Raw genomic sequence first — 22,761 nt, forward strand, 5'->3', positions numbered from 1 at the left:
TCAGCGCCTCCCCGTGGTGATGTTCAAGTCGAGCAGCGAGCTGGCGTCGTCCGGCGGGCCGGGATCGGGACCGTGGCCGGGACCGGCGGCGCCGGCCGGAACCGGGTCGCGGGCCGGGTCACGCGCTGGCTCACGGGCCGGGTCGCGGGCCGGGGCCGGGTCGCGGTCCAGCCACAGGCGCCTGCGCCGGAAGACCGGCGCGGGGGCGGGCTCGCGTTCGGGCCGCGCGCCCGACCGCGGGGGCGGCTCGCTCAGCACGAGGTGCGCGTTGGTGCCGCCGAGCCCGAACGAGCTCACGCCCGCGACCCTGGGCGAGGGCCAGTCCCGCGGCTCGGTGACGGGCTCGAAGGGCGAGGCGGCGAAGTCGAAGCGCGGGTTGGGCCGCTCGCAGGACAACGTCGGCGGGATCAGTCCGTGCTCGACGGCCAGCGCCGCCTTGATCAGCCCGGCGATCCCGGCCGCGCTGAGCGTGTGGCCGATGTTGCTCTTCACGCTGCCGATCGCGCACGTTCCCGGGTCCCCGCCGCCCTCGGCGAACACCCGCGTCAGTGCGCGCAGCTCGATGGGGTCGCCGATGAGCGTGCCGGTGCCGTGCGCCTCGATCAGGCCGATCTCGCACGGCGTGCGGCCGGCCGCCGCCAGGGCCCGGCGGACCACGTCGGCCTGGGCCTCGGGGTTGGGCGTGGTGACGCCCATCGTGCGGCCGTCGTTGTTCACCGCGACCGCCTCGATGACCGCGTGCACCCGGTCGCCGTCGGCCAGCGCCGCGCGCAGCGGCTTGAGCAGGACGACCCCGCACCCCTCCCCCGGCACGAACCCGTCGGCGCGCTCGTCGAAGGTGTGACACCGGCCGGTGGGCGACAGCGCCTTGGCCGCGCTCAGCTGGAGGTAGTCGTTCTCGTCCAGGAGCACCTCCACCCCGCCCGCCAGGGCCACCTCGGCCTCCCCGGCGAGCAGGCTCTGCGCGGCGAGCTGCACGCCGACCAGCGAGGAGGAGCAGGCGCTGTCCACCACGAGGTTGGGGCCGCGCAGGTCGAAGTGGTGGGCGACCCTGGCCGCGATGAAGTTCTGGTCCGAGGCCAGCCCGCCCGGCCGGACGCCGACCCGGCGCCCGTAGTCGGACATGCGGGCTCCGGCGAACACGCCGGCCCGGCGTCCGCGCAGCTCGGCGGGGTCGTAACCGGCGTCGGCCAGGCAGGCCGCGCAGCACTCCAGGAACATGCGGATGGCCGGGTCGAGGGCGCGGGCCTCGTCCTCGCCGAGGTCGAAGTAGTCGTTGTCGAAGTCCTCGATGCCGTCGACGAAGCCGCCCCACTTGCTGATGCTGCGGCCGAGGGCGGGCTCGGGCGAGTACAGCTCGCGGTGGTCCCAGCGGGAGACGGGCACCTCGCGCACGTCGCACCGGCCCTCGGTGAGGTTCCGCCAGAACGCGGCCACGTCCGGGGCGCCGGGGAACCGGCAGGCCATGCCGATGATCGCGATCCTGCGATCCTCGGCGACACCGGGAAGGGCAGAGGCAGGGGCGTCCGGACGGCTGGCGGTCGGCTCGGGGGCGTCCGGACGGTCGGCGGCCGGCTCGGGGGCGTCCACGCGGTCGGCGGTCGGCTCCGGGACGCCCAGGCGGTCGCGGAGTTGCTCCAGCGTCGGGTAGTCGGGCAGCAGCGACGGCTCCAGGCTCTCTCCGAGCCGTTCCTCGATGCGCTGCACCAGCTCGGCCAGCATCACCGACTCGACGCCGAGGTCCCCGAACTCGGCCGTCGGGTCCAGCGCGTCCACGGGGATGCCGATCGTCTCGGAGAACAGCAGCGCCAGCCAGTCGGGCCCCTCAGCGCCCCGCGCCGGCTCGGGAGGCGGAGGGACGGGGGCCGGGTGGCGGTCCGCCCGCTCGGGCAGCCGGATCAGCGCCGGGACGTCCACGGACGCGCCGGACGGCGGGCACGGCAGCACGGTCGCGCCGCGCGGCAGCCCGATCACCCGGTCCAGCACCCGCAGCCCGTCCCGGTCGGTGAGGGACGCGAGCCCGACGGTCTCGCCGACGTTCGGCTTCCCGCGCGCCCCGCCGGACTCCCGCCACTGCGGCCAGTCGACCGACCGGAACTCGGTCCGCCCGGACCGCCGCCTGACCCCGGTGCAGTAGTCGAGGAAGGCGTTGGCGGCGGCGTAGTCGGCCACCCCGGCGGCCAGCGCGGGCACGGCGGCGCACACGGAGGAGAAGGTGACGAAGAAGGCCGGACGGTCCCCGGCGCACGCCTCGTCCAGCGCCTCCAGGAGGTCGGCCTTGGGGACGAGCACGGCCCGCAGGTCGTCCTGCGACTTGTGGGCCAGCGACGGACGTCCCTGGCTGGAGCGTCCCGCGCAGTGGACGACGCCGCCGATCGGGCCCAGCTCGCGCCGCACGCCGTCCAGGAAGGCGGGCACCCCGGACGGCGGCCCGGTGTGCACGACCACCCGGGCGCCCGCGCGTTCCAGGTCGAGGACGGTGGCGACGGCCTCCTCGCCCGAGCCGTCCCACTGGTCGCGCGGCGGCAGCGGACGCACGCCGAGCAGGGCGAGCCGGCGCGCGCCGCGCTCGGCCAGGTGGCGGGCCACCAGCGCGCCCAGCCCCCTGGTGCCGCCGCTCACGACATAGACGGCCGCGGGATCGAGCTGCGGCTCGGCGTACGGCGCGGACAACTCCCGCAGATCAGGACGGAACCGCTCGCCGTCGCGGTAACAGACCTCCCCGTACGGCTCGGCGGCCGCCCATTCGGCGCGGATCTGCGCGGCCGTGGGCCGGTCGCTGTCCAGCACCGTGGCCGTGACCGCCGGGTACTCGGCGGCGAGCATGCGCACGAACCCCGCCATCCGCGCCCCCGCCAGGCTCGGCGACGGGCCGCCGAGGTCCAGCAGGCCGCTGGTGACGTGCAGGATCCTGAGCGGGCGGCGCCGGGCGAGGGCGTCCCGCAGGACGGCGAGCCGGTCCAGCTCGCCCTCCGGGTCGGCCTCGCCCAGGTCGCGCAGGTCGATCCAGCCGGTGAACTCCTCCGGGACGGGGTCTCCCGGGCCCACCGGCACGACCTGGTCGCCGAGCGAGCGCGCCAGTTCCTCGGAGGCGTCGCCGAACAGGCACACCACGGTCCCGTCGCCGAGCGTCCCGGGGTCGTGGGCGGGCTGCCCGGCCGGCGCCCAGATGCGTTCGAACAGCGGTATCTCGGCAGCAGCCGGTTCCCGGCCCCCGAAGGCGGGCTCCCGGCCGGCGGCGGCCGGTTCCGGGTCGCCGGAGGCGGGTTCGAAGGGCCAGCAGCGCATCCGCTCGAACGGGTACGACGGCAGCCCCACCAGTCGCGCCCCCGGCGGCGGCGTCCAGTCCACGTGGCCGCCGTCCACCCAGTGCCGTCCCAGCTCCAGCAGGTCGCCGGGACGTCCGGACAGCTGGTCGCCGGACCACCCGGACGGCGGGACGCCGGGACGTGTCCGGCCGCGCAGCACGTCGGCGGGCTCCGACCGGGCGAACCGCTCCAGCCGCTCGCACAGCTCCGCCACGTCCGCGACGACCAGGGCGAGCCGTTCGCGCAGCGGTTCCCGTCCGATGCGGAGGGTGTGGGCGACGTCGGCGAGGCTCTCGGGCGTCGCGCGCAGGTGACCGGCCAGCCGGCCCGCCATGGCCCGCAGCCGCCGCTCGTCGTGCGCCGACAGCACGATCAGCTGCGGCCCGGCGTCGGACGTGCCGGTCGCGGCGGGCGCGGCGGGCGGGGCCTCCTCGATCACCGCGTGCGCGATCGTCCCACCGGCGCCGAACGAGCTGAGGCCCGCCCGCCGGGGCGCGCCGCCGGGCCCCTCGGGCCAGTCGGCCGCCTCCCGCTGCACGCGGAAGGGGATCTCGTCCCAGGCGATGTCCGGGTTGAGCTCGTCGGCGTGCAGGGAGGGCACGAGCCGCCGGTGCCGGAGCTGGAGCACGATCTTGGTGAGCCCGGCGATGCCGGCGCCCGACTCGACGTGCCCGAGGTTGGACTTGACCGAGCCGATCGGGATGCTGCCCGGCGCGGCCCCCGTCTGCCCGAACACCCGCATGAGGGCGTTGATCTCGATGGGGTCGCCGAGCGCGGTGCCCGCGCCGTGGCATTCCAGATAGCCGATGCCGGCGGGGTCCACGCCCGCGTCGGCGAGCGCGCGGGCGACGAGCTCGCCCTCCTCGACGGGGCTCGGCACCACCCAGCCGTTCGTCCGGCCCGAGTGCACGACGGCGGTGCCCCTGATCACCGCGTGGATGCGGTCGCCGTCCGCCTTGGCCCTGGACAGCGGCTTGAGCAGGACGACCCCGGCGCCCTCGGCGGGCACGAAGCCGTCGCCGCCGGCCCCGAAGCTGTGGCAGCGCCGGTCGCCGGCGGTGAGCCGCATGCGGGCGTGCTGGACGAACTTGTTCGGGTGCAGGTTGAGGTTGACGCCGCCGGCGATCGCCAGCTCGCACTCCCCCTGGCGCAGCGACCGGACCGCGAGGTGCAGCGCGGCCAGCGACGACGAGCACATCGTGTCGACCGACATGCTGGGCCCCTTGAGGTCCAGGTGGTAGGAGACGCGGTTGGCCACGCCGCCGAGCGTCGCGCCGGTGTCCTGCGGCGTGCCGCGCAGGCTCTGCTCGACGCCGAAGAAGGGGTACTCGTTGTACATCACGCCCGCGTAGACGGCGACGTTCGAACCGTGCCGGTCGCGCAGGCGGGTGCGCGGGTAGCCCGCGTCCTCCAGGGCCTCCCAGGTGACCTCCAGGAAGACGCGCTCCTGCGGGTCCATGAGGGCGGCGTCGCGCGGGGTGATGCCGAACAGCAGCGGGTCGAAGTCGGTGACGCCGTCGAGGAAGCCGCCCCACATGAGGTCCACGGGCCAGCCGTCGCGGGTCCTGTCGGCGGGGACGCGGGAGAGCGAGTGCCGCCCGGCAGCCAGGTTCTCCCAGAACGTGCCCAGGTCGGGGGCGTCGGGGTAGCGCCCGGCGATCCCGATGACGGCGATCGCGCCGTCATCGGCGGTGTCGGTGTTCCCGATGACGTCGATCGCGCCGTCGTCGGCGGGATCGGCGCTCCCGGCGGAGCGCGGTCCGGTCCGGTCCGGCCGGTCCGCGGGGGGCGGGGCGGAGGTTCTGGCGGACAGCGCGGCGGCGACCCCGGCCAGGTCCTTGTGCTCGAAGAAGAGCGTGCGCGACCGCTCGCCCAGGTCCCGCTCCAGCCGCGCGTTCAGCTCGACGATCTGGGACGACGTCAGCCCGTACTGCTCCAGCGGCACCCGCGTCCCCAGCCGGTCGGCGTCGATCCCCGAGACCTCGGCGTAGACGCCCTTGAGGTAGTCCTCCATGTCGCCGGCGGCGGCCTCCGCCACGACCGGCTCCGCCCGTTCGATCCAGTACGGCTCGGCCTCGAACGGGTAGGAGGGCAGCGCGACCCGTCCGGGCGGCTCCGGCCAGAACCGGGCCCAGTCGACGTCCTGACCGGCCACCCAGGCGGCCGCCGCCTCGGCTTCCGCGCCGGTCGGACGCCCGCCGGAGCGTCCGGTGAGCACGGACGGGTGCGTCCTGCCCGCCGCGAACGCCTCCAGCCCCTCCCGCAGCCCGGCCGCGTCGCGGCAGACGACGGCGAGCCGGTGCGCGAGGGCGGCGCGCCCGGTCTGGGTGGTGTAGGCGATCCGGCGCACGTCCCGCTCCGCGGCCCCGGCCAGGCGGCGCGCGGCGGTCACCAGCCGCTCCTCGGTCGCGGCGGACACCAGGACGGCGTGCTCCTGCCCGTCCTCGGCCGCGCTGTCCGGGGTCTCCTCGGGAAGGGGCGCGCGGACGACGGCGTGGGCGTGCGTGCCGGTCGCGCCGAAGGCGTTGATCAGCGCCCGCCGCTCGCCGGTCCACGGCCGCGGCTGCTCCGGCACGGTGACCGCGTCGGTGGGCGGCTCGGCGAGCAGCGTGGGCGCCAGGCGTCCGTGCCGGAGCTGCAGCAGCACCTTGGCGAGCTGGGAGGCGCCGGACGCGGCCTCGAGATGGCCGATGTTCGGCTTGAGCGTGCCCGCCGCGACGGGCTCGGACCGCTCGCCGAAGACCTCGGCCAGCGCCTCGGCCTCGGCCGCGTCGGCCAGCGCCGCGCCGGCCGCCGCGCACTCGACGTAGGAGACGTCGCCGGGCCCGGCGCCGGCCCGCTCCAGGGCGCGGCGCATGGACGCCGCCATGGCGTCGGCGCTCGGCGCGGTGAACCGCCCGGTACGCCCGGTGTGCGCGACCCAGGTGGCCTCGACCACGCCGTGGACGGCGTCCCCCGCCCGGACGGCGTCCGCGACGGGCCGCAGCAGGAAGGTGCCGACGCCCTCGCCGACCGTCCAGCCGGGCCGGTCGGGGTCGAAGGCGGCGGCGCCGGCCTCCTCGGCCAGCAGGCCGAGCCCGGCCAGCAGCCCGGCGTGGTAGGGGTCGGCGAGCAGGTTGACGCCCGCGACCACGGCCGCGTCGCAGTCGCCCGTACGGATGGCCTGGGCGGCCAGGTGCAGGGCGGTCAGCGTGGACGAGCACGACGTGTCCACGGCGATGCTCGGCCCGGTGAAGCCGAAGAAGTACGAGACGCGGTTGACCATGTCGGACGCGGTCGCCGAGACCACGGCCGGGCCGCCCGCGCGCCAGGCGGCGGCCCCGGCGTGCTGGTAGTCGTGCCACATCGAGCCGACGAAGACGCCCACCCTGGGGGCGGTCGCGTGCAGCGAGTCGGGGGTGTGACCGGCGTGCTCCAGGCACTCCCACACGCTGTGCAGCAGCAGCCGCAGCTGCGGGTCGAGCGTCGCGGCCTCCTTCGGCGAGACGTGGAAGAGCAGGCTGTCGAAGCGGTCGATGTGCTCCAGGTAGCCGCCGGGACGCTCGCCCCTGGGGCTCGGGCCCAGGCTGCGGGCGCCGGTGCTGAGGTTGCGCCAGAAGCCGTCCAGGTCGTCGGCGCCGGGGTAGCGGCCGGCCATGCCGATCACGGCGAGCCCGGCCGGCCGTTCCTCGGGCGCCGGCTCCCCGCTCCGGGCGGGCTCGGCGTGGAGGGCCGGTTCCGTCTGCGGGGTGGAGAGCACGGGAGTCGCGAACACGGGGACGGCGTCGCCGGTCGCGTACTCGGCGGGGCCGCCCAGGAACGCCTGGAGGAAGCGGTGGCCGTCGTCCAGGTCGAACTGGTCGCGCACCTGGTCGAAGGCGACCTCGCCGATGGGACAGAGCCCGATGCCGCAGGCCGCCTGGCCGGTCATCAGGAGCTGGCCCAGGTAGCCCGCCTCCAGGGTCAGGTAGCGCAGGCTCTGCTCGCCGTACAGGGGCTCGATGCCCTTGGTCTGGCCGATGAGGTAGAGGCTGAAGGCGGCGCGGTCGTACAGGTCGCGGTTGTAGACGAAGTGGGCCGTACGGTCGAGCTCGGGGCGGCCGTTCACGAGGTGGAGGGCGTGCTCGACCGGGTTGTAGTAGTAGATCCCCTCGGCGACGCCGCTGATCGCGCCCTTGGTGACGTGCAGGTACGCCTGCACGGCGTAGGTGTCCCCGGCCGACGGGTACAGGTGGCGCGCGCGGTCGCCGAGCCGCCGTTCGCGCAGCAGCCCGAGCAGCCGGCACAACGACCGGTACGGCAGCGGGCCGGGCGCGAAGTCGCGCACGCTGGCCCGCCAGGCGAAGTGCTCCTCGGGCACGTCCAGGCGGTCGAGGCGGATGAGGCTGGCGTCCGGCTCCAGCGGGCGCAGGTTCCACTGGGCCGCCTTGAACGCCTCCCGGTCCTCGGGCGAGAAGAAGTCGACCTCCCCCGGCCCGTCCGCCTCGACACCGGCCTCGACGGGCTGCTCGGCGGGCTTCTCGACGGGCTTCTCGACGGTCTGCTCCGCAGCGGGCTTCGCAGTGGAGGGTTTCTCCGCGGCGGGCTTCTTCGGCGCGGGCGTGTCGGCGGGGGCGCCGACGACGGCGGCGATGCCGGTGACGGTCGGGTTCTCCAGCAGCAGTGCCACCGGCACCCGCCTGCCGTACCGCTTCCGCAGCGCCTTGGAGACCTGGACCATGGTGAAGGAGGTGACGCCCTGGTCCCACAAGTCCTGGCCGGGATCGACCTCCTCGACCCCGATCAGCTCGGCGAACAGCTCGGCGATCTCCGTCACCGTCCGCCCCGCCACCTCGGGCTCGGGCTCCGGCTCGGGCGCGGGCTCCGGCTCCGGCTCGGGTTCCGGCTCGGGGGCGCGGTCGGTGAGCGGCCACGGGAGCGCGTCCCGGTCCAGCTTGCCGTTGGCGGTGGCCGGGAACGTGCTGACGAACGCCACGTGGTTGGGCACCATGTACGCCGGCAGCGTCCCGGCCGCGTGCGCCCGCAGCTCCCCGACGTCCGGCTCCGCGCCCTCGGCCATCACGTACGCGACCAGCTTCCGCTCCCCCGACCGGTCGTCGCGGGCCAGGACGACGACGTCCCGCACGCCCGGATGTTGCCGCAGCCGGTGCTCGATCTCGCCCAGCTCCACCCGGAACCCGCGGATCTTCACCTGGTTGTCGGCCCGCCCGAGGAACGTGATGTTCCCGTCGGGCAGCAGCGCGGCCCGGTCGCCGGTCAGGTACATGCGGCCGCCCGCGAACGGGTCCGGCACGAACCGCTCGGCGGTCAGCTCGGGCTGGTTGCGGTAGCCGAGGCTCAGGCACCTGCCGCCGATGAACAGGTCGCCCTCCACGCCTTCGGGGCAGGGCCGTCGGTCCTCGTCGAGGATGTAGTAGAGGGCGTCGTCGATCGGCCGCCCGTACGGGATGCTCCGCCACGACGGGTCGACCTCGCCCACCTCGAACCAGTTCGACCAGACGGTGGCCTCGGTGGCGCCGCCCAGGCTGACCACCCGCGCCCGCGGGAAGGTCGCGCGCACGGCGTCCGGCAGCGGCAGCGGCGTGTAGTCGCCGCTGAGGAAGACCAGCCGCAGGTCGCCGGTGCCCTCCTCGCCCTGCCGCTCGGCCAGCAGCGGGGCGAGCTGGTTGAGCGTGGTGGGCGCGGAGTTCCAGAACGTGATCGGCTCGTCGATGAGCACGTCCAGCAGCAGTTCGGGGTCGCGCTGCTGGCCCTCGTCGGCGATGTAGAGCGAGGCGCCCCGGCCGAGCAGGCCGAAGATGTCGAACACCGACAGGTCGAAGCCGAGCGAGGTGACGCAGAGGCCGACGTCGGAGGCGTCGAAGTCGAAGGTGCGGTAGCACCAGTCGAGCAGGTTGAGCAGCGGCCGGTGGCTGACCTCGACGCCCTTGGGCTTGCCGGTGCTGCCCGAGGTGAAGATCACGTACGCGAGGTCGTCCACGGTGCCGGCGAGGGGCGGGTCGCCGCGGTCGTCGCCGCCGGCGTCCAGCTCGACGGCGCGCACGCCCTCGGGCACGGCCCAGCCGGGCGTCTGCGCGCAGGTGAGCACGATCCCGGCGGCGGCGTCGTCCAGCATGACGGCGGCCCGCTCGTCGGGCAGGGACGGCTCCACCGGCAGGTAGGCGCCGCCCGCCTTGTGTATCCCGAGGACGGCGGCCACCATGTCGGGCCCGCGGCACAGGCGCACGGCGACCACCGTCCCCGGCCCCACGTCCAGCTCCTTCAGCCGCCAGGCGACGGCGTTGGCGCGCCGGTTCAGCTCCCCGTACGTCATGGTGCCGCCGGCGTGCCGCAGCGCGACCGCGTCGGGACGGGCGGCGGCCTGCCGCTCGAACAGCCGGTGCGCGGGGCGCAGCCGGTCCTCGAAGGCCGCGAACAGCTCGGCGAGGTCGGGGAACTCCGGCTCCAGGGCGTCCCAGTGGTAGTGCAGCCGGTCGCCCTCCCTGATGACGATGCAGTCGAGGGCGACGTCCGGGGTGTAGGTCATCCAGGGCCCGGCCTCGACGCCGTCCGGCAGGGGATGGTCGGTCAGGTCGAGGGTGCTGGTGTAGACGACGGGGAAGGCGTAGGCGCGGCGGCGGCGCTCCTTCATGACGTGGCCGCGCAGCGTGGCCAGGCCGGTCAGGGCGCCGTTCGCGGCGTCGGCGGCGATCCGGTCCGGGTAGGACTCCGCGTCGGTGACCCAGCTCAGGGCGGTGTGCTCGCCGGGACGCCGCGGCTCGGACTCGGCGGTCCAGCGCACCACGGACACGCTGAACGGATTGGCGAAGCGGGCGCGCAGCGCGCCGGCCAGGGCGGCGAAGACGGTCTCGTCGGACACCGCGGCGACGCTGCCGCTCAGCCGGACGCGGCGCGCGGGCGTGGTGGCCACCTCGGGCCCCGGCGGCAGGTCGCGGAACCGCTCGGCCCAGTAGCCCCCTTCGTGCGGGCGTTCCGGGGCGCCCGGCGCCTCGGCGGGCGGCCGGGGCTCGGCGGACGGGTCGGCGTACAGCCTGAACAGCTCGCGCAGCATGATGTGGATGCTCCGGCCGTCCAGGACGGCGAGGTCGACGGCCGCGTGCACCGTCTCGCCGCTGACCCGCAGCTCCCAGTGCGGCCAGCGGCCCAGCGGGAACGCCCGCCCGGCCATCTCCCCCGCCATCTCCGCGGCCGTCTCCCCCGCCGTCTCTCCCGTGTCGGCGCCGGGGATGTCGGGGATGCTCCAGTTCTCCGGCGCGTGCGGCCTGACCCGCAGCGTCCCGTCGTGGGTGACCTCAGAGCGCAGCGCGTCGTGCGCGGCCACCAGGCGCAGCCAGGCCCGTTCGAGCCGGTCCCGGTCCAGGTCGCGGACGTGGAAGCTGTGGTGGACCTGGCAGCCGTCGTAGGGGTGCGAGCCGCCCGCGCGGGCCACGTAGTACGCCTTCTGCAGCTCGTTGAGCGGCCGGATCTCCTCCTCGCCGGTGTCGGCGGCCAGGGCGCGCAGCGCGTTGGTGAAGCGTGCGAACAGGGTCTGCGGCTCGCCGGGCGCGAAGCACCCGGGCACCAGGTCCCAGCGCACCCGCAGCTCGCCGTCGTGCTCCCACATCTGGTGGTCGAGCGCGACGCCGGAGGTCTGGCTCAGCGCGTACGTCACCGGCGGCACGGCCTCGTCGGGCCGGGCGTCCAGCAGGCTGGTGAAGACGACGGGCAGCGCCGTGCGCTCGCGCAGCTCCCGCATGACGGTCACGCCGGGGACGCCCGCGTGGCCGAGGTCGCGCCACAGCCGCCGGTGCACCTCCTGGACCGCTTCCGGAAGCGGCTCGCCGAGCGTGCTCTCGGCGGCGAACACGGCGGTGCCGGTGAACGGCCCGACCACCTCGTCCACCTCGCGCGGCAGCCAGGCCCGGCCGGTCGTGGTCACGGCCAGGGAGCAGTCCTCCCCCCTGCCGACCGTCTCGGCGAACAGGGTCAGCACCAGGGCGGTCGGCGAGACGTCCAGCTCGGCGGCCCTGGCGCGCAGGGCGCCCCACTGGGCGGCGGTCAGCGAGCCGGTCAGCGCCGAGCGCGGCGACCCGTCCGGCACGCCGGCGGCGGGGCCGGGCGGCAGGTCGGCCAGGCGTTCCCGCCAGTAGTCCAGGTCCTCCTGGTGGCGGGGGCCGCGCCGCTGGGCGTCCAGCGCCAGCAGGCAGTCGCGGACGGACAGGCCGCTCTCCTCCAGCGTGTGACCGGGGTCGCGGTAGCAGCGCCACCAGTCGCGCAGCAGCACGTCGAGCCCGCGGCCGTCGGTCACGCTCGCGTCGATGCCGAAGTGCACGGTCCCGGGCGTGGTGACCTCGACGGCGAACGGCGGCCAGACGCCGGGCTCGTACCGCCGGTGCGCGAGGCGTTCGCGGGCGCCGGGCTGGTCCACCGGCAGGTCCCAGGAGGGGGCCCGGTCCAGGATCCGCTGGGTGCCGTCCTCGCCCAGTTGCAGGCGCAGGGCGTCGTGGTGGTCGACGACGCGTTGCCAGGCCGCGCGCAGGCGGTCGGGGTCCACGCCGGGCACCTCGAACTCGCGGTAGACCTGGCAGCCGACCGGGTCGGGGGTGGCGTCCTCGTCCGCGCCCATGACGTACGCCTGCTGCAGGGGCGTCAGGGGGAACGGCTCGTGCCGGTCGCCGGGGGCCGGGCTGATCTCGGCCACGGTCACGGGGGCGTCGTGCTCGGCCGTCCCGGCCAGCTCGGCGATCCGCGCGGCCAGCTCGGCCGGCGTCGCGCAGCCGCCCAGCCGCTCGACGGGGAAGTCCAGCGAGAACTCCCGCTGGATCTCGAACCACACCCGTACCGCGGAGATCGAGTCGAGTCCGCTGTCCTTGAGTGATGCGTCGGGGGTCAGCTCCGCGCCGCCGGGCAGCACCTCGGCCAGCAGGCGGATGACCGTCTCCGTCACGCGCTCGTCGTGCTTCATGGGCCTCCTCCCTCACTGCGACGCTAGTGAGGACGGCGCGCGCTGCCTGCTCAAGACTGAGCAGGCGGCGCAAGGCGATCGGCCGTAGGTTTCTGACCATGCCTGGTTCCTGGATAGCGGGCGGCGGGCCCCGAGCCGACGCCCGCATCAGACTGTTCTGCTTCGCGCACGCGGGAGGCGGGTCGACGCTGTTCCGCAAATGGGACGACCACCTGTCGCCGGACGTCGACGTCTGCCCGGTGGTGCTGCCGGGGCGCGAGTCACGCCTGCGCGAGCGGCCCTACAACCGCATGGAGCAGCTCGCGGGGCCGCTGTGGGAGGCCATCGAGCCGTACACCGACCGGCCGTTCGCGCTGTTCGGGCACAGCATGGGGGCCGTGGTGGCCTGGGAGACGGCCCGCCGTTTCCCGCCCGCGGTGCTGTTCGTGTCCGGACGCCGCGCGCCGCAGCTGCCGACCCGCCGGCGCCGCTTCAGCGACCTGTCGGAGGAGGAGATGCTGAGCGAGATGGGCAAGCTGAACGGCACGCCGTCGGAGGTGATGGACCAGCGCAGCCTGCTGGAGGTGTTCCTGCCGGGCCTGCGCGCCGACTTCGAGCTGAACGAGTCGTACACGCCGCTGCCCGGCCCGCGTCCGGACTGCCCGATCTCGGCGCTGACCGGCGACGCCGACCCGGAGGTCGACCCGGACGAGATCAGCGCCTGGGCCGAGGCCACCAGCGGCGGGTTCACGTTGCGCGTGTTCGGCGGCGACCACTTCTACCTCAAGGGCCCGCGGCCCGAGGTGCTGACGGCGGTCCAGGAGGACCTGAACCGCCATCTGCTCAACGTCTGACCGTCCCCAGCTTCTAACCGTCCTTGGACAGGTCGCGCAGCCGGGCTTCGAGCAGCCCGGCGGCGGCCTCCATCAGCCGGTCGGCGATGACGTCCACGTGCCTGGCCCGCCAGTCGGCCAGCTCCGTGCCGGTCACCCACCGGTTGAACGCGCCCATCGCCGGCCCGCAGTGGACCTGGTAGTCCACCTGACGCCCGGCCTCGCCGCGCAGCGCCAGCCTGATCGTGTGCACGAAGTACCAGCGGAAGACGAGCGCCATCCGGTGCTTGGGATCGCGCTCGGCGCGGGCCAGCTCGGCCGGCCGGCGCGCGGCCAGGAACGCCCGGGTCTCCTCCCACACCTCCTCGAAGGAGCGGCGGAAGAACTTGTCCTGGATCGTCCGCCTGGTCCGCTCGTCGATCTCCTCCAGCGAGCCGTGCTGGCGGTAGAGCTGGTAGAGCTTGTTGGCGCGGGCCGGGAACAGCGTGCCCTTCCTGGCGACCTGCACCTGCGCGCCCATCTCGAACATGTCGCCGGCCGGGGCGTAGGCGGTGTCCTGCACGTCGAGCCCGGCCAGCAGGTCCTTGACGGCGTCGGACGTCCCGGCCTGCGGGGTGCACTGGTTGACGCTGCCGGTGACGATGAAGTCGGCGCCGAGCACGAACGCCGCGGCGGCCGCCTCCGGTGCGCCGATCCCGCCGGACGCCCCGACCCTGATGCGCCGGGCGTAGCCGTGGGCGGCCATCTCCTCGTCGCGCAGCCGCAGGATCGCCGGCATCAGCGCGTACGGCGAGCGCCCGTCGGTGTGCCCGGCCGAGTCGGCCTCGACGCAGACGTCCCCGCTGACCGGCAGTTCGGCGGCGACCTCCGCCTCGGCCGCGCTCAGCGCCCCCTCCCGGACGAGCCGGTCCAGGACGGCCTGCGGGGCGGGCCGCATGAACGCGGCGGCGACCTCGGGCCTGGAGACCTTGGCCACCACGTGCCGGACGGCGACCGGCCGCCCGGCCGGGTCGCGGTGCGCGCCGCTGTAGCGGTAGCGCACGAGGGGCGCGGTGACGTGCGGGTAGGCGGCGGCCTCGACGTACCGCACGTCGCGGCGGAGCAGCAGGTCCACCGTCTCGCGCTCCAGGCCGTCCTCGTCGAAGCCGTGGAGCAGGTTCACGCCGTAGGGGCCGTCCGGGCCGAGGGCGGACTGGACGGTGTCGAGCGCGTCGGAGATCTGGTCCAGGGTGAGGCCGCCCGCGCCGAGGAAGCCCATCAGCCCGGCCCGGCCCATCCTGATCACGAGCTCGGCCGAGGCGATGCCCTTGAACATCGACCCGGCCAGGTAGGCGTGGCGGACGCGGTAGTCGGCGCGGAACTCGGCCGAACCGAGCGCGATCCCCGGCTCCGGGGCGGCGGGCGTCGCGACGCGCTCCCGGACGGCGGGCGCCTCGACCGGCTCCCGGGCGGGGGGCCTGGCCACCGGCTCGTGGGCGGCGGGCGTCTCCGCCGGCTCGTGGACGGCAGGCGTCTTCGCCGGCTCGGGCGGGTGGCGGCGGGTGACCGTCCACAGTTTGGTGAGCACGTCGCCGGGGCCGATCTCCACCTGCTCGGACACGCCCTGGTCCATCAGGTAGCGCAGGCCGTCCACCCACCGCACCGGGCTGCAGATCTGGCGGCGCAGCAGCTCGGCCGCCTCGCCGGCCCGGTACGGGCGTCCGGTCACGTTGGCGATGACGGGCACCCGCGGCTCCTCGATGCGGACGCCGTCCAACGCCTCGGCGAAGGCGTCGGCGGCCGGTTCCATGTAGCGCGAGTGCGAGGGCACGCTCACGCTCAGCGGCACCCACTTGCCGGGGCCGCCGCGGCTGAGCGCGTCCAGTTCGTCCTTGGGCCCGGCCAGGACGACCTGTTCCGGGGAGTTGTAGTTGGCGATGTCGACGCCGGTGCCCGCCACCAGCTCCTCCAGCCGTTCGCGGTCGGCGCCGAGCACCGCCGCCATGGCGCCGCCGCCCGCCGCGGACATCAGCTCGCCGCGCCGCTTGACCAGGCCGAGCGCGGTCTCGAAGTCGAAGCAGCCGGCCGCGAACAGCGCCGCGTACTCGCCCAGGCTGTGCCCGGCCAGGTAGTCGGGCCGGCAGCCCTCCTCCTGCCGGGCGAGGAAGCTCAGCGCGTTGACCGTGAACAGGGCGGGCTGCACGTAGCGGGTCTCCCGCAGCCGCTTGGGGTCGTCGCACAGCTCGGCGACGGAGTAGCCGAGGATCTCGTCGGCGCGGGCGCACAGGTCGGGGTACCGCTCCAGGACGCCCGCGCCCATGCCCTTGCGCTGCGACCCCTGCCCGGGGAAAACCCACACGACGGACATCAGGCGCGTTCCTCTCTAGCGTTCCCAGGGGAATCTCTTCTCGGTCGCGTAGTCGACGAGCCTGCGGCGCACCTCGGGGCTGGACATGAGCCGGCCGAACTCCTTGACCGCCACCTGCTCGGTCTCCTCCGACAGGATCCACAGCTCGCGGAAGTAGCGCTTCATGTCCGTGACGATCGACCGGTCCAGCTTGGTCAGCCGGTAGGCCAGCCGCCGCACGAGCGCCTCCGGGTCGTCCGACACCTCGTCCACCAGGTGGAAGGCGGCGGCCTCGGCGGCGCTCACCGGCTGGGTGCTCAGCGTCATCGCGTAAGCCTTCTGAAAGCCCGTGCGCCGGATCAGGAACGGCAGCACGCAGCACGGCAGCAGCCCCCACAGCGCCTCGGGGAGGCTGAAGGTGCTGCGCTCGCTGGCGAAGACGAAGTCGCTGGCCGCGGCCAGGCCGACGCCGCCGCCGGCCACCCGGCCGTCCACCCGGGCCACCACCGTCACGGGCGTCTCGGTGAAGCGGCGCAGCAGGCCGTAGAACGCCCGGCCGCCGTCGGCGACGTCGCTGCCGGCCGCCTCCTCCAGGTCCATGCCGGTGCAGAAGACGCCGTCGCCGCCCTCCAGCAGCAGGATGCGGCAGCCGGGCGCGCGCTCGGCCTCGTCCAGGGCGGCGCCCAGCTCGTCGATGGCGCGGTCGTCGATCGTGCGGCTGCGCAGCCGGTGCCGCAGGGTCGCCGAGGTCAGCTCCATCTGTACTCCCGGTGGAAGTCCGCGATGCGGTCCAGCACCAGCAGGCCGCGACCGCCGAAGGCGTCCTCGTACAGGTCGGCGTACGGTTTGGGGTCGAGCACCGCGTCCCGCACCCCGAAGGCGCGGTCGGCGCTCAGCTCGGTCAGCGCGTCCAGCTCCTCGACGCCGATCTCGCGCCGCTCGTCCAGCGCCCGGCCGATGCCGCTGCGTCCCTGGGCCGGGATCACGCCGCTGTAGAACTCCGACGCGCAGCCCGACCCGTACGAGAACAGCCCCACACGTCTGGGCGCGTCGAACGCGCCGTGGTCGATGAGCGAGCACAGCGCCAGGTAGAGCGCGGCCGAGTAGGTGTTGCCCACCCGCACGCCGTAGGCCAGGGACGGCGCGACCCGGGCCGTGAAGTCGGCCTCGATCTCCCGCGGCCCCATGCCCTTGAGCTTGCGCAGCAACATCCGGTGCGCGCCCTTCACCATCCCGGCGAACGGCGTGTGCAGCGCCAGGTAGGCGAAGGTGTCCACGATGTCGGCCCCGGCCACCCGCCGCCCGTAGGCCGCGAAGCACTCCTCGGCGCAGCGCATGTACGCCAGCAGCGACAGGTCGGGGTCGACCGCGTCGGTGTCGTGGCGCGGCCGGGCCGTGTCCATCACCTCGAAGGTGTGGTAGCCGCTGGCGCCGGGGTCGAGCCGCAGCACCCGCGCGTCCTCGCCGACCAGCATCGCCACCGCCCCGGCGCCCTCGGAGGGCTCCCAGTAGGTGGACTTGGCGGTGCCGCTGGCCGCGTCCGTGGCGATGGCCAGCGCCTTGACGCCGGGGATCGGGCTCGCGCCGACGACGGCGGCGGCGCACTGCAGCGCGGCGGTCCCGCCGTAGCAGGCGTGTTTGACCTCGAACGAGCGGCACGCCGGGTTCAGCCCGAGGTGGTGGTGGATGTAGGTGCTGATCGGCTTGCCGAAGTCGAGCCCCGACTCGGTGCCGACGACCAGCAGCTCGATCCGGTCCTTCTCCTCCTGGGTGAGCGCGTCCAGCAGCGGCTTGGCGGCGTTGACCGCGTTGGTGACCGGGTCCTCGCAGGGCAGGTTGACCGAGCGCTGCTCCATCATCAGGTTGCCGAAGCGGTTCACGTCCAGGCCGCGCGCGTCGAACAGCGCGCGGACGTCCGTGTACGCCCTGCCGACGTACGCGTTGATCGCCTCGATCCCGAGAGCCATGGCCTAGGGCACCATCAGGACGTCGTGGATGCTGGTCGGCACGAACAGCCGGTCCCACTGCCCGCCGCCGTGCCGTTCCGGGACCCGTTCCACGTCGTAGACCTCCTTGCGCATGCCCTCGCCGCGGTCCACCTCCTGCACGGCCTGGTAGTCGTCCAGCTCGCGCAGGTGGATGAGGGCGTGCAGGCGGTCCTGCCGGCCCCACGTCTGCTCGTAGATGAAGGCGGTGGCGCGGCCTTCGAGGTTGGCGTTGAGGTAGCGGGACCAGTCGTAGAGGAACTGCCGTCCCTCCTCGCGCAGCTCGTAGCGGGCGTCGGCGGTGCGCAGCACGATCGCCCCGGCGGTCGCCGAGTTCAGCTGCTGCTGCTGCGTGGTCTGGTACGTCGCGGGCGGCACGAACGTGCCGGGCACGTCGTGCACGTCGTCGGTGAACCCGTGCTGCGGGCACATGACGGTCTCCTGGAGACTGCCGTGGACGAACATCTTCTCCCAGTTGCCGCCGCCCTTCTTGGGCAGCCGGTCCTTGAGCGAGATCTGCTGGAACGCCTCGTCGTGGTCCACCATCTCGATGAGCTTGCTGTACTTCTCGGGGGACTTCATGTGCACGAACCAGTGCAGCCGCTCGCGTACGCCGAAGACCTCCTCGTAGCAGAAGGTCGTGGCGACGCCGGCCTGGGCGCGGTTCATGTAATCGAGCAGGTCCACGCTGAAGTCGCGGCCCTCGCGGGCCATGCCGTACTCCAGCATCCCCACACGGTGGATGATCAGGCCCGCGTTGCCCGAGTGCAGCAACTGGTCGGGGGGCAGGGTGGTCTGATACTGCGCCGGCTTCGTCATGCCCCGAATGTCGCCCACGGGCGCGGGAAGCTCCGCTCAATATTGAGCAGGCCCCCGGGCTGTCCGTCGCGGGCGGGCTCAATATTGAGCAGCAGGACGGCGGCCCGATCGGCCTAGCCTCTCCTGTGCCTGACATGCCTCTGGGAGCCCACGAACTGCTGGTCTTCATGCTGCAGCTGGGCCTGCTCCTCGGTCTCGCCGTCCTGCTGGGCCGGCTGGCCGTGCGCCTGCGCATGCCCGCCATCGTCGGCGAGCTGACCGTGGGCGTGCTGCTCGGCCCGTCGCTGCTGAACCACCTCGCCCCCGCCCTGAAGTTCAGCCAGCTCCACCTGCTGGACGCGGTGGGCCAGGTCGGCGTCCTGCTGCTGGTCGCCATCACCGGCGTGCAGCTCGACTTCGGAATGGTCCGCCGGCGCGGCGCGACGGCGGTCAAGGTGAGCGTCTCCGGTCTGGTCGTGCCGCTGGGGCTCGGCGTGGCCGCCGGGTTCCTGCTGCCCGCCTCGCTGCTCGTCGAGGGCACCAGCGTGACCGTCTTCGCGCTGTTCCTGGGCGTGGCGACGTGCGTCAGCGCCATCCCGGTGATCGCCAAGACGCTGACGGACATGAAGCTGCTGCACCGCGACGTCGGCCAGCTCTGCCTGACCGCGGGGATGGTGGACGACGCGTTCGGCTGGTTCATGCTCTCGGTCGTCTCGGCCATGGCGACCACCGGCGTGCGCACCGGGCAGATCGTGTTGTCGCTGGTCTACCTGGCCGCGCTGGTGCCGTTCGCGCTGTGGGTGGGCCGGCCGCTGGTCCGCTGGACGATGCGGGCGGCCACCCGGCCGGACGAGCCGGGCCCGGCCGTGGCCGCCGCCGTGGTGCTGGTGCTGCTGGCCGCCGCCGGCACGCACGCGCTCGGCCTGGAGGCCATCCTGGGCGCGTTCGTCTGCGGCGCGCTCATCGGGCGGTCCGGCCACGCCGACGCCGCGTGGCTGGCCCCGCTGCGCACGATCGTCCTCAGCGTGCTCGCTCCGCTGTTCTTCGCGACGGCCGGCCTGCGCATGGACCTCACGCTGCTGGCCAGGCCGGACGTGCTGGCGGCGGCCGGGGTCGTGCTGGGGGTGGCGATCGTCGGCAAGTTCCTGGGCGCGTACCTGGGGGCGCTGCTGAGCCGGTTGAGCGCCTGGGAGGCGTTCGCGCTGGGGGCCGGCATGAACGCGCGCGGCGTCATCGAGGTGATCGTGGCGATGGTCGGCCTGCGCATCGGCATCATCGACACGGCGATGTACACGATCGTGATCGTCGTGGCGATCGTCACCTCGCTCATGGCGCCGCCGATCCTGCGCGTCGCGATGAGACGCGTCGAGCTGACCGCCGAGGAACGCCTGCGCCGGGCCGAGCACGAGCAGCTGGTCGAGCCGGGCCGGCGCGGCTGACCCCTATCGGGGGACGACGATCGCCGTGGCCAGCAGCCCGGGGGCGGCCGTCCAGCGGCCCGCGAACTCCGCCAGGGGCGCGTCCGGCGGCAGCAGCCTGGCGCGGAAGCGGCCGTCGAGGGAGAAGGCGAGGGAGCCGTCGTGGAAGCCCAGCCACTCGCCGGTCAGCGGGAACCACGCCTTGTAGACCGACTCCTTGGCGCTGAACAGCAGCCGGTCCCAGCAGGTGCCGGGGCGCAGGTCGCGCAGCTGGCGGACCATCGCGGCCTCCTCCGGCCGGGCGACCATGCGGAAGACGCCTTCGGGGAGCGGTTCGTGGGGTTCGGCGTCGATGCCGATGCTGCGCACGTCGCCGGCGTCGGCCACGGCCGCGGCGCGGAACCCGGCGCAGTGCGTCATGCTGCCCACCGCGCCCGCCGGCCAGCGCGGCGCGCCGCGCCGGCCGGGGACGATGGGCGCGGGCGGGATGCCGAGGGCCGCCAGCGCCTCGCGGGCGCAGTGGCGGACGGTGGCGAACTCGCGCCGGCGTTTGGCGACCGCCTTCCTGACGGCGTGCCGCTCCTCGGGGAAGAGCCGCACGCCGGGCGGGTCGCCGTACGCGGTGGAGACGGCGACGTTGTCCGGGACGAGCGTCTCGATCATCGAGGGTCCCTCCTCCTGGGCCGACGGGTGCCCCTCCGTCTACCCACAGGCCGCCGTCGTCACCGCTCCCCGGCGAGCGGTTCGAGGACGAGGACGGGGATCCGGCGCTCGGTCCTGGCCTGGTAGTCGGCGTAGTCGGGGTAGGCCGCCACCGCCCGGCGCCACCAGACGTCCTTCTCCTCCCCCGACACCTCGCGCGCCCGGTAGACGCCGGTCGCGGTGCCGTCCTGGAGCTCGACGACGGGCTCGGCGAGCACACTGGCGTACCACTGGGGGTTGACCGGCGCGCCGCCCAGGGACGCGACGGCCGCGTAGCGTCCCTCGTGCTCGACCCGCATGACCGGCGTCCTGCGCAGTTTGCCGGTCTTCGCGCCCCGGTAGGTCATCAGCACGACGGGCCGGTCCTTGATCGTGACGCCGTCGGTCGTGCCGGTGCGCATGATCTGCTCGACGTGCTCGCGGACCCAGTCCGACGCGCTGGGCTCGTACTCGCCGGTCGGCCCCTGCCCGGCCCGCCGCGCCGCCTCCGCCGGGCCGTGCCGCCGGCCGGGGCGCTTGTCCACGTTGTCGGTGAGGGTGTTGATCAGGGCGGGCAGCCCGGCCACCGTCTCGGCCGGCAGGCCGGCCACGGTCTCCTCGGCCAGGTCGCACCAGAGCCGCTTCACCTGCTCGGCCAGCGCGCGGCCGCTGTCGGTGAGCTCGACCACGCTGGCCCGTTTGTCGGACGGCGCCGGCGTGCGGCGGATGTGGCCGGACGCCTCCAGCTTGCGGCTCATGAGCGTCACGCTGGGCGGCTCGCACCCGAGTGCCTCGCTGAGCTGCGCCTGGATCCTCGGCCCGGTGCGCGCGAGTTCGAGCAGCAGCGCCTCCTGCCCGGGATGCAGGCCCAGCGGGGCCAGCAGGGCGGCGGCCCTGGCGCGGTGGCGCAGGCTCAGCAGGCGGATCGCCTGGTTGACGGCGTCGGCTTGGGCGAAGTCCATGATCGCTCCTTGACGGAAATTAGTTATCTGCATAATAGTTATCCGCGTAACCAAATCCTACACGGCCGGGGCTCGGTCCGCACGAGCCTGGATCGTCCTGACGCGGCGCACGCACGCCGGCGTCCACGGCGGCCGAGAACGGAAGAACTCATGACGAGCATCTGCGCCGCCCCCCGGCGGGCCACCCCACGAACCATCCCGTCCTGGCTGATCCTGGCGCTGGCCTGCGCCGGCCAGTTCATGGTCATCCTGGACGCCTCCATCGTGAACGTCGCCCTCCCCGCGATCCGCGCGGAGCTCGGCTTCACCCCCACCGGGCTCTCCTGGGTGGTGAACGGCTACCTGCTCGCCTTCGCCGGCTTCATGCTGCTGGGCGGCCGGGCCGCCGACCTGTTCGGCCCGCGCCGGACGCTGGTCGCCGGGCTGCTGCTGTTCTCCGCCGCCAGCCTGGCCGCCGGCCTGGCCACCGCGGCGGAGGTCCTGGTCGCGGCGCGCGTGGCACAGGGCGCCGGAGCCGCCCTGATGGCCCCCGCCACGCTGGCCGTGATCAACACGTCCTTCACCGAGCCCGGCCCGCGTGCCAGGGCGTTCGGCGCCTGGTCGGCAGCGGGCGGCGTCGGCGGGATGATCGGCGCGGTGGCCGGCGGCGCCATCACCACCGGCCTGTCGTGGCGCTGGGTCTTCCTGATCAACGTGCCGGTCGGCGCGCTGTTGATCGCCGTGGCCCTCGCGGCGCTGGTCACCGTGCGCGGCGCGCGGCGTGAGCCGCTCGACCTGGCCGGCGCGGTCACCGGCACCGCCGGCCTGGCGGCGCTGGTCTACGGGGTCATGCAGAGCGCCGACCACGCCTGGTCGTCCGGACGGGTGCTCGTGCCCGTGCTCGCCGGCCTGCTGCTGCTCGCCGTCTTCGTCGTGGTCGAGGCGCGCTTCGCCGGGCGGCCCATGCTGCCCCTGCGGCTGCTCCGGATCCGGGGGGTGGCCGTCGGGAACGGCATGCTGCTGCTGTTCGGCGGGATCACCATCGCGATGTGGTACTTCACGTCGTTGTTCCTGCAGAACGTCCTGGGCTTCAGCGCGCTGTCGGCGGGGCTCGGGCAGACGCCGGCGGCGGTGACGTTCATGCTGGTCGCCCGGGGAACCGCGGCCCTGCTGCCGCGGGCCGGGGCGCGTGCGCTGGTGCTCGGCGGGGGCGCGCTCTTCGTGGCCGGGTTCGGCTGGCTGTCCCTGGCGCAGGCCGGCAGCGGCTATCTCGCCGGCGTCCTCGGGGCCACACTGCTCGTCGCGGCCGGCATCGGGCTCACCTTCCCCACCCTGATGGCCGCGGCGACCGCCGAGGCGCCCGAAGGCGCGGCGGGCGTCGTCGGGGGCCTGGCCAACACCACCAGCCAGGTGGGCTCGTCGATCGGCCTGGCGGTGCTCGCGACGGCCGCCGGCGCCGCCGGTTCCCCCGAAGCCCTCGCCGACGGCTACGGCCTGGTCTTCCTCATCGCGGCCGGGCTCGGCCTGGCCCTCGCGGCGGGCGGCTTCCTGCTGCCGCGCCGCGCCTGA

At 74.5% G+C, this 22,761-nt stretch carries 10 protein-coding genes; 3 read left to right on the top strand and 7 right to left on the bottom strand.

Annotated features, from left to right (window positions below; genetic code table 11):
- On the bottom strand, positions 1 to 12,231 hold the full coding sequence (locus tag AB0J71_RS02135) for an amino acid adenylation domain-containing protein (RefSeq protein WP_364412073.1): 12,231 nt from the start codon (positions 12,229 to 12,231) through the stop codon (positions 1 to 3).
- Between the two features lie 98 nt (positions 12,232 to 12,329).
- On the opposite strand from AB0J71_RS02135, the gene AB0J71_RS02140 reads away from it, so the two are divergent.
- On the top strand, positions 12,330 to 13,064 hold the full coding sequence (locus AB0J71_RS02140) for an alpha/beta fold hydrolase (protein ID WP_352327752.1): 735 nt from the start codon (positions 12,330 to 12,332) through the stop codon (positions 13,062 to 13,064).
- Positions 13,065 to 13,077: 13 nt separating this feature from the next.
- Here AB0J71_RS02140 and fabD read toward each other — a convergent pair whose 3' ends face one another.
- The 4 genes from fabD to AB0J71_RS02160 are packed head-to-tail and all read right to left on the bottom strand — an operon-like array spanning position 13,078 to position 18,173.
- Positions 13,078 to 15,390 carry an ACP S-malonyltransferase gene (gene fabD, locus AB0J71_RS02145; RefSeq protein ID WP_364412075.1) on the bottom strand — a complete coding sequence of 771 codons (2,313 nt, stop codon included), beginning with the start codon at positions 15,388 to 15,390 and terminating at the stop codon, positions 13,078 to 13,080.
- Between the two features lie 15 nt (positions 15,391 to 15,405).
- Complete coding sequence (locus AB0J71_RS02150) at positions 15,406 to 16,128, bottom strand: enoyl-CoA hydratase-related protein (protein WP_364390854.1); 723 nt, start codon at positions 16,126 to 16,128, stop codon at positions 15,406 to 15,408.
- Positions 16,119 to 17,336 carry a hydroxymethylglutaryl-CoA synthase gene (locus AB0J71_RS02155; RefSeq protein ID WP_364412077.1) on the bottom strand — a complete coding sequence of 406 codons (1,218 nt, stop codon included), beginning with the start codon at positions 17,334 to 17,336 and terminating at the stop codon, positions 16,119 to 16,121. Before AB0J71_RS02155 ends, AB0J71_RS02150 begins: the two co-directional genes overlap by 10 nt.
- Positions 17,337 to 17,339: 3 nt before the next feature.
- Entirely contained in the window at positions 17,340 to 18,173 is an 834-nt protein-coding gene (locus AB0J71_RS02160; protein WP_352323689.1) for a DUF6039 family protein, read from the bottom strand.
- Positions 18,174 to 18,307: 134 nt separating this feature from the next.
- On the opposite strand from AB0J71_RS02160, the gene AB0J71_RS02165 reads away from it, so the two are divergent.
- The gene (locus AB0J71_RS02165) at positions 18,308 to 19,591 is read left to right on the top strand and encodes a cation:proton antiporter (protein WP_352323690.1); all 1,284 of its coding nucleotides are present in this window, start codon (positions 18,308 to 18,310) and stop codon (positions 19,589 to 19,591) included.
- A gap of 3 nt (positions 19,592 to 19,594) precedes the next feature.
- Here the strand turns inward: AB0J71_RS02165 and AB0J71_RS02170 are convergent, their stop codons facing one another.
- Complete coding sequence (locus AB0J71_RS02170; RefSeq protein ID WP_364412080.1) at positions 19,595 to 20,233, bottom strand: 4'-phosphopantetheinyl transferase superfamily protein; 639 nt, start codon at positions 20,231 to 20,233, stop codon at positions 19,595 to 19,597.
- Between the two features lie 59 nt (positions 20,234 to 20,292).
- Positions 20,293 to 21,213: a nitroreductase/quinone reductase family protein gene (locus AB0J71_RS02175; RefSeq protein ID WP_364412083.1), complete on the bottom strand. Its 921-nt coding sequence runs from the start codon at positions 21,211 to 21,213 to the stop codon at positions 20,293 to 20,295.
- Between the two features lie 150 nt (positions 21,214 to 21,363).
- Here AB0J71_RS02175 and AB0J71_RS02180 point away from each other — a divergent pair, with 150 nt between their 5' ends.
- The gene (locus AB0J71_RS02180) at positions 21,364 to 22,761 is read left to right on the top strand and encodes an MFS transporter (RefSeq protein ID WP_364412085.1); all 1,398 of its coding nucleotides are present in this window, start codon (positions 21,364 to 21,366) and stop codon (positions 22,759 to 22,761) included.

Source organism: Nonomuraea sp. NPDC049637 (assembly GCF_040675235.1).
Classification (GTDB): Bacteria; Actinomycetota; Actinomycetes; order Streptosporangiales; family Streptosporangiaceae; genus Nonomuraea.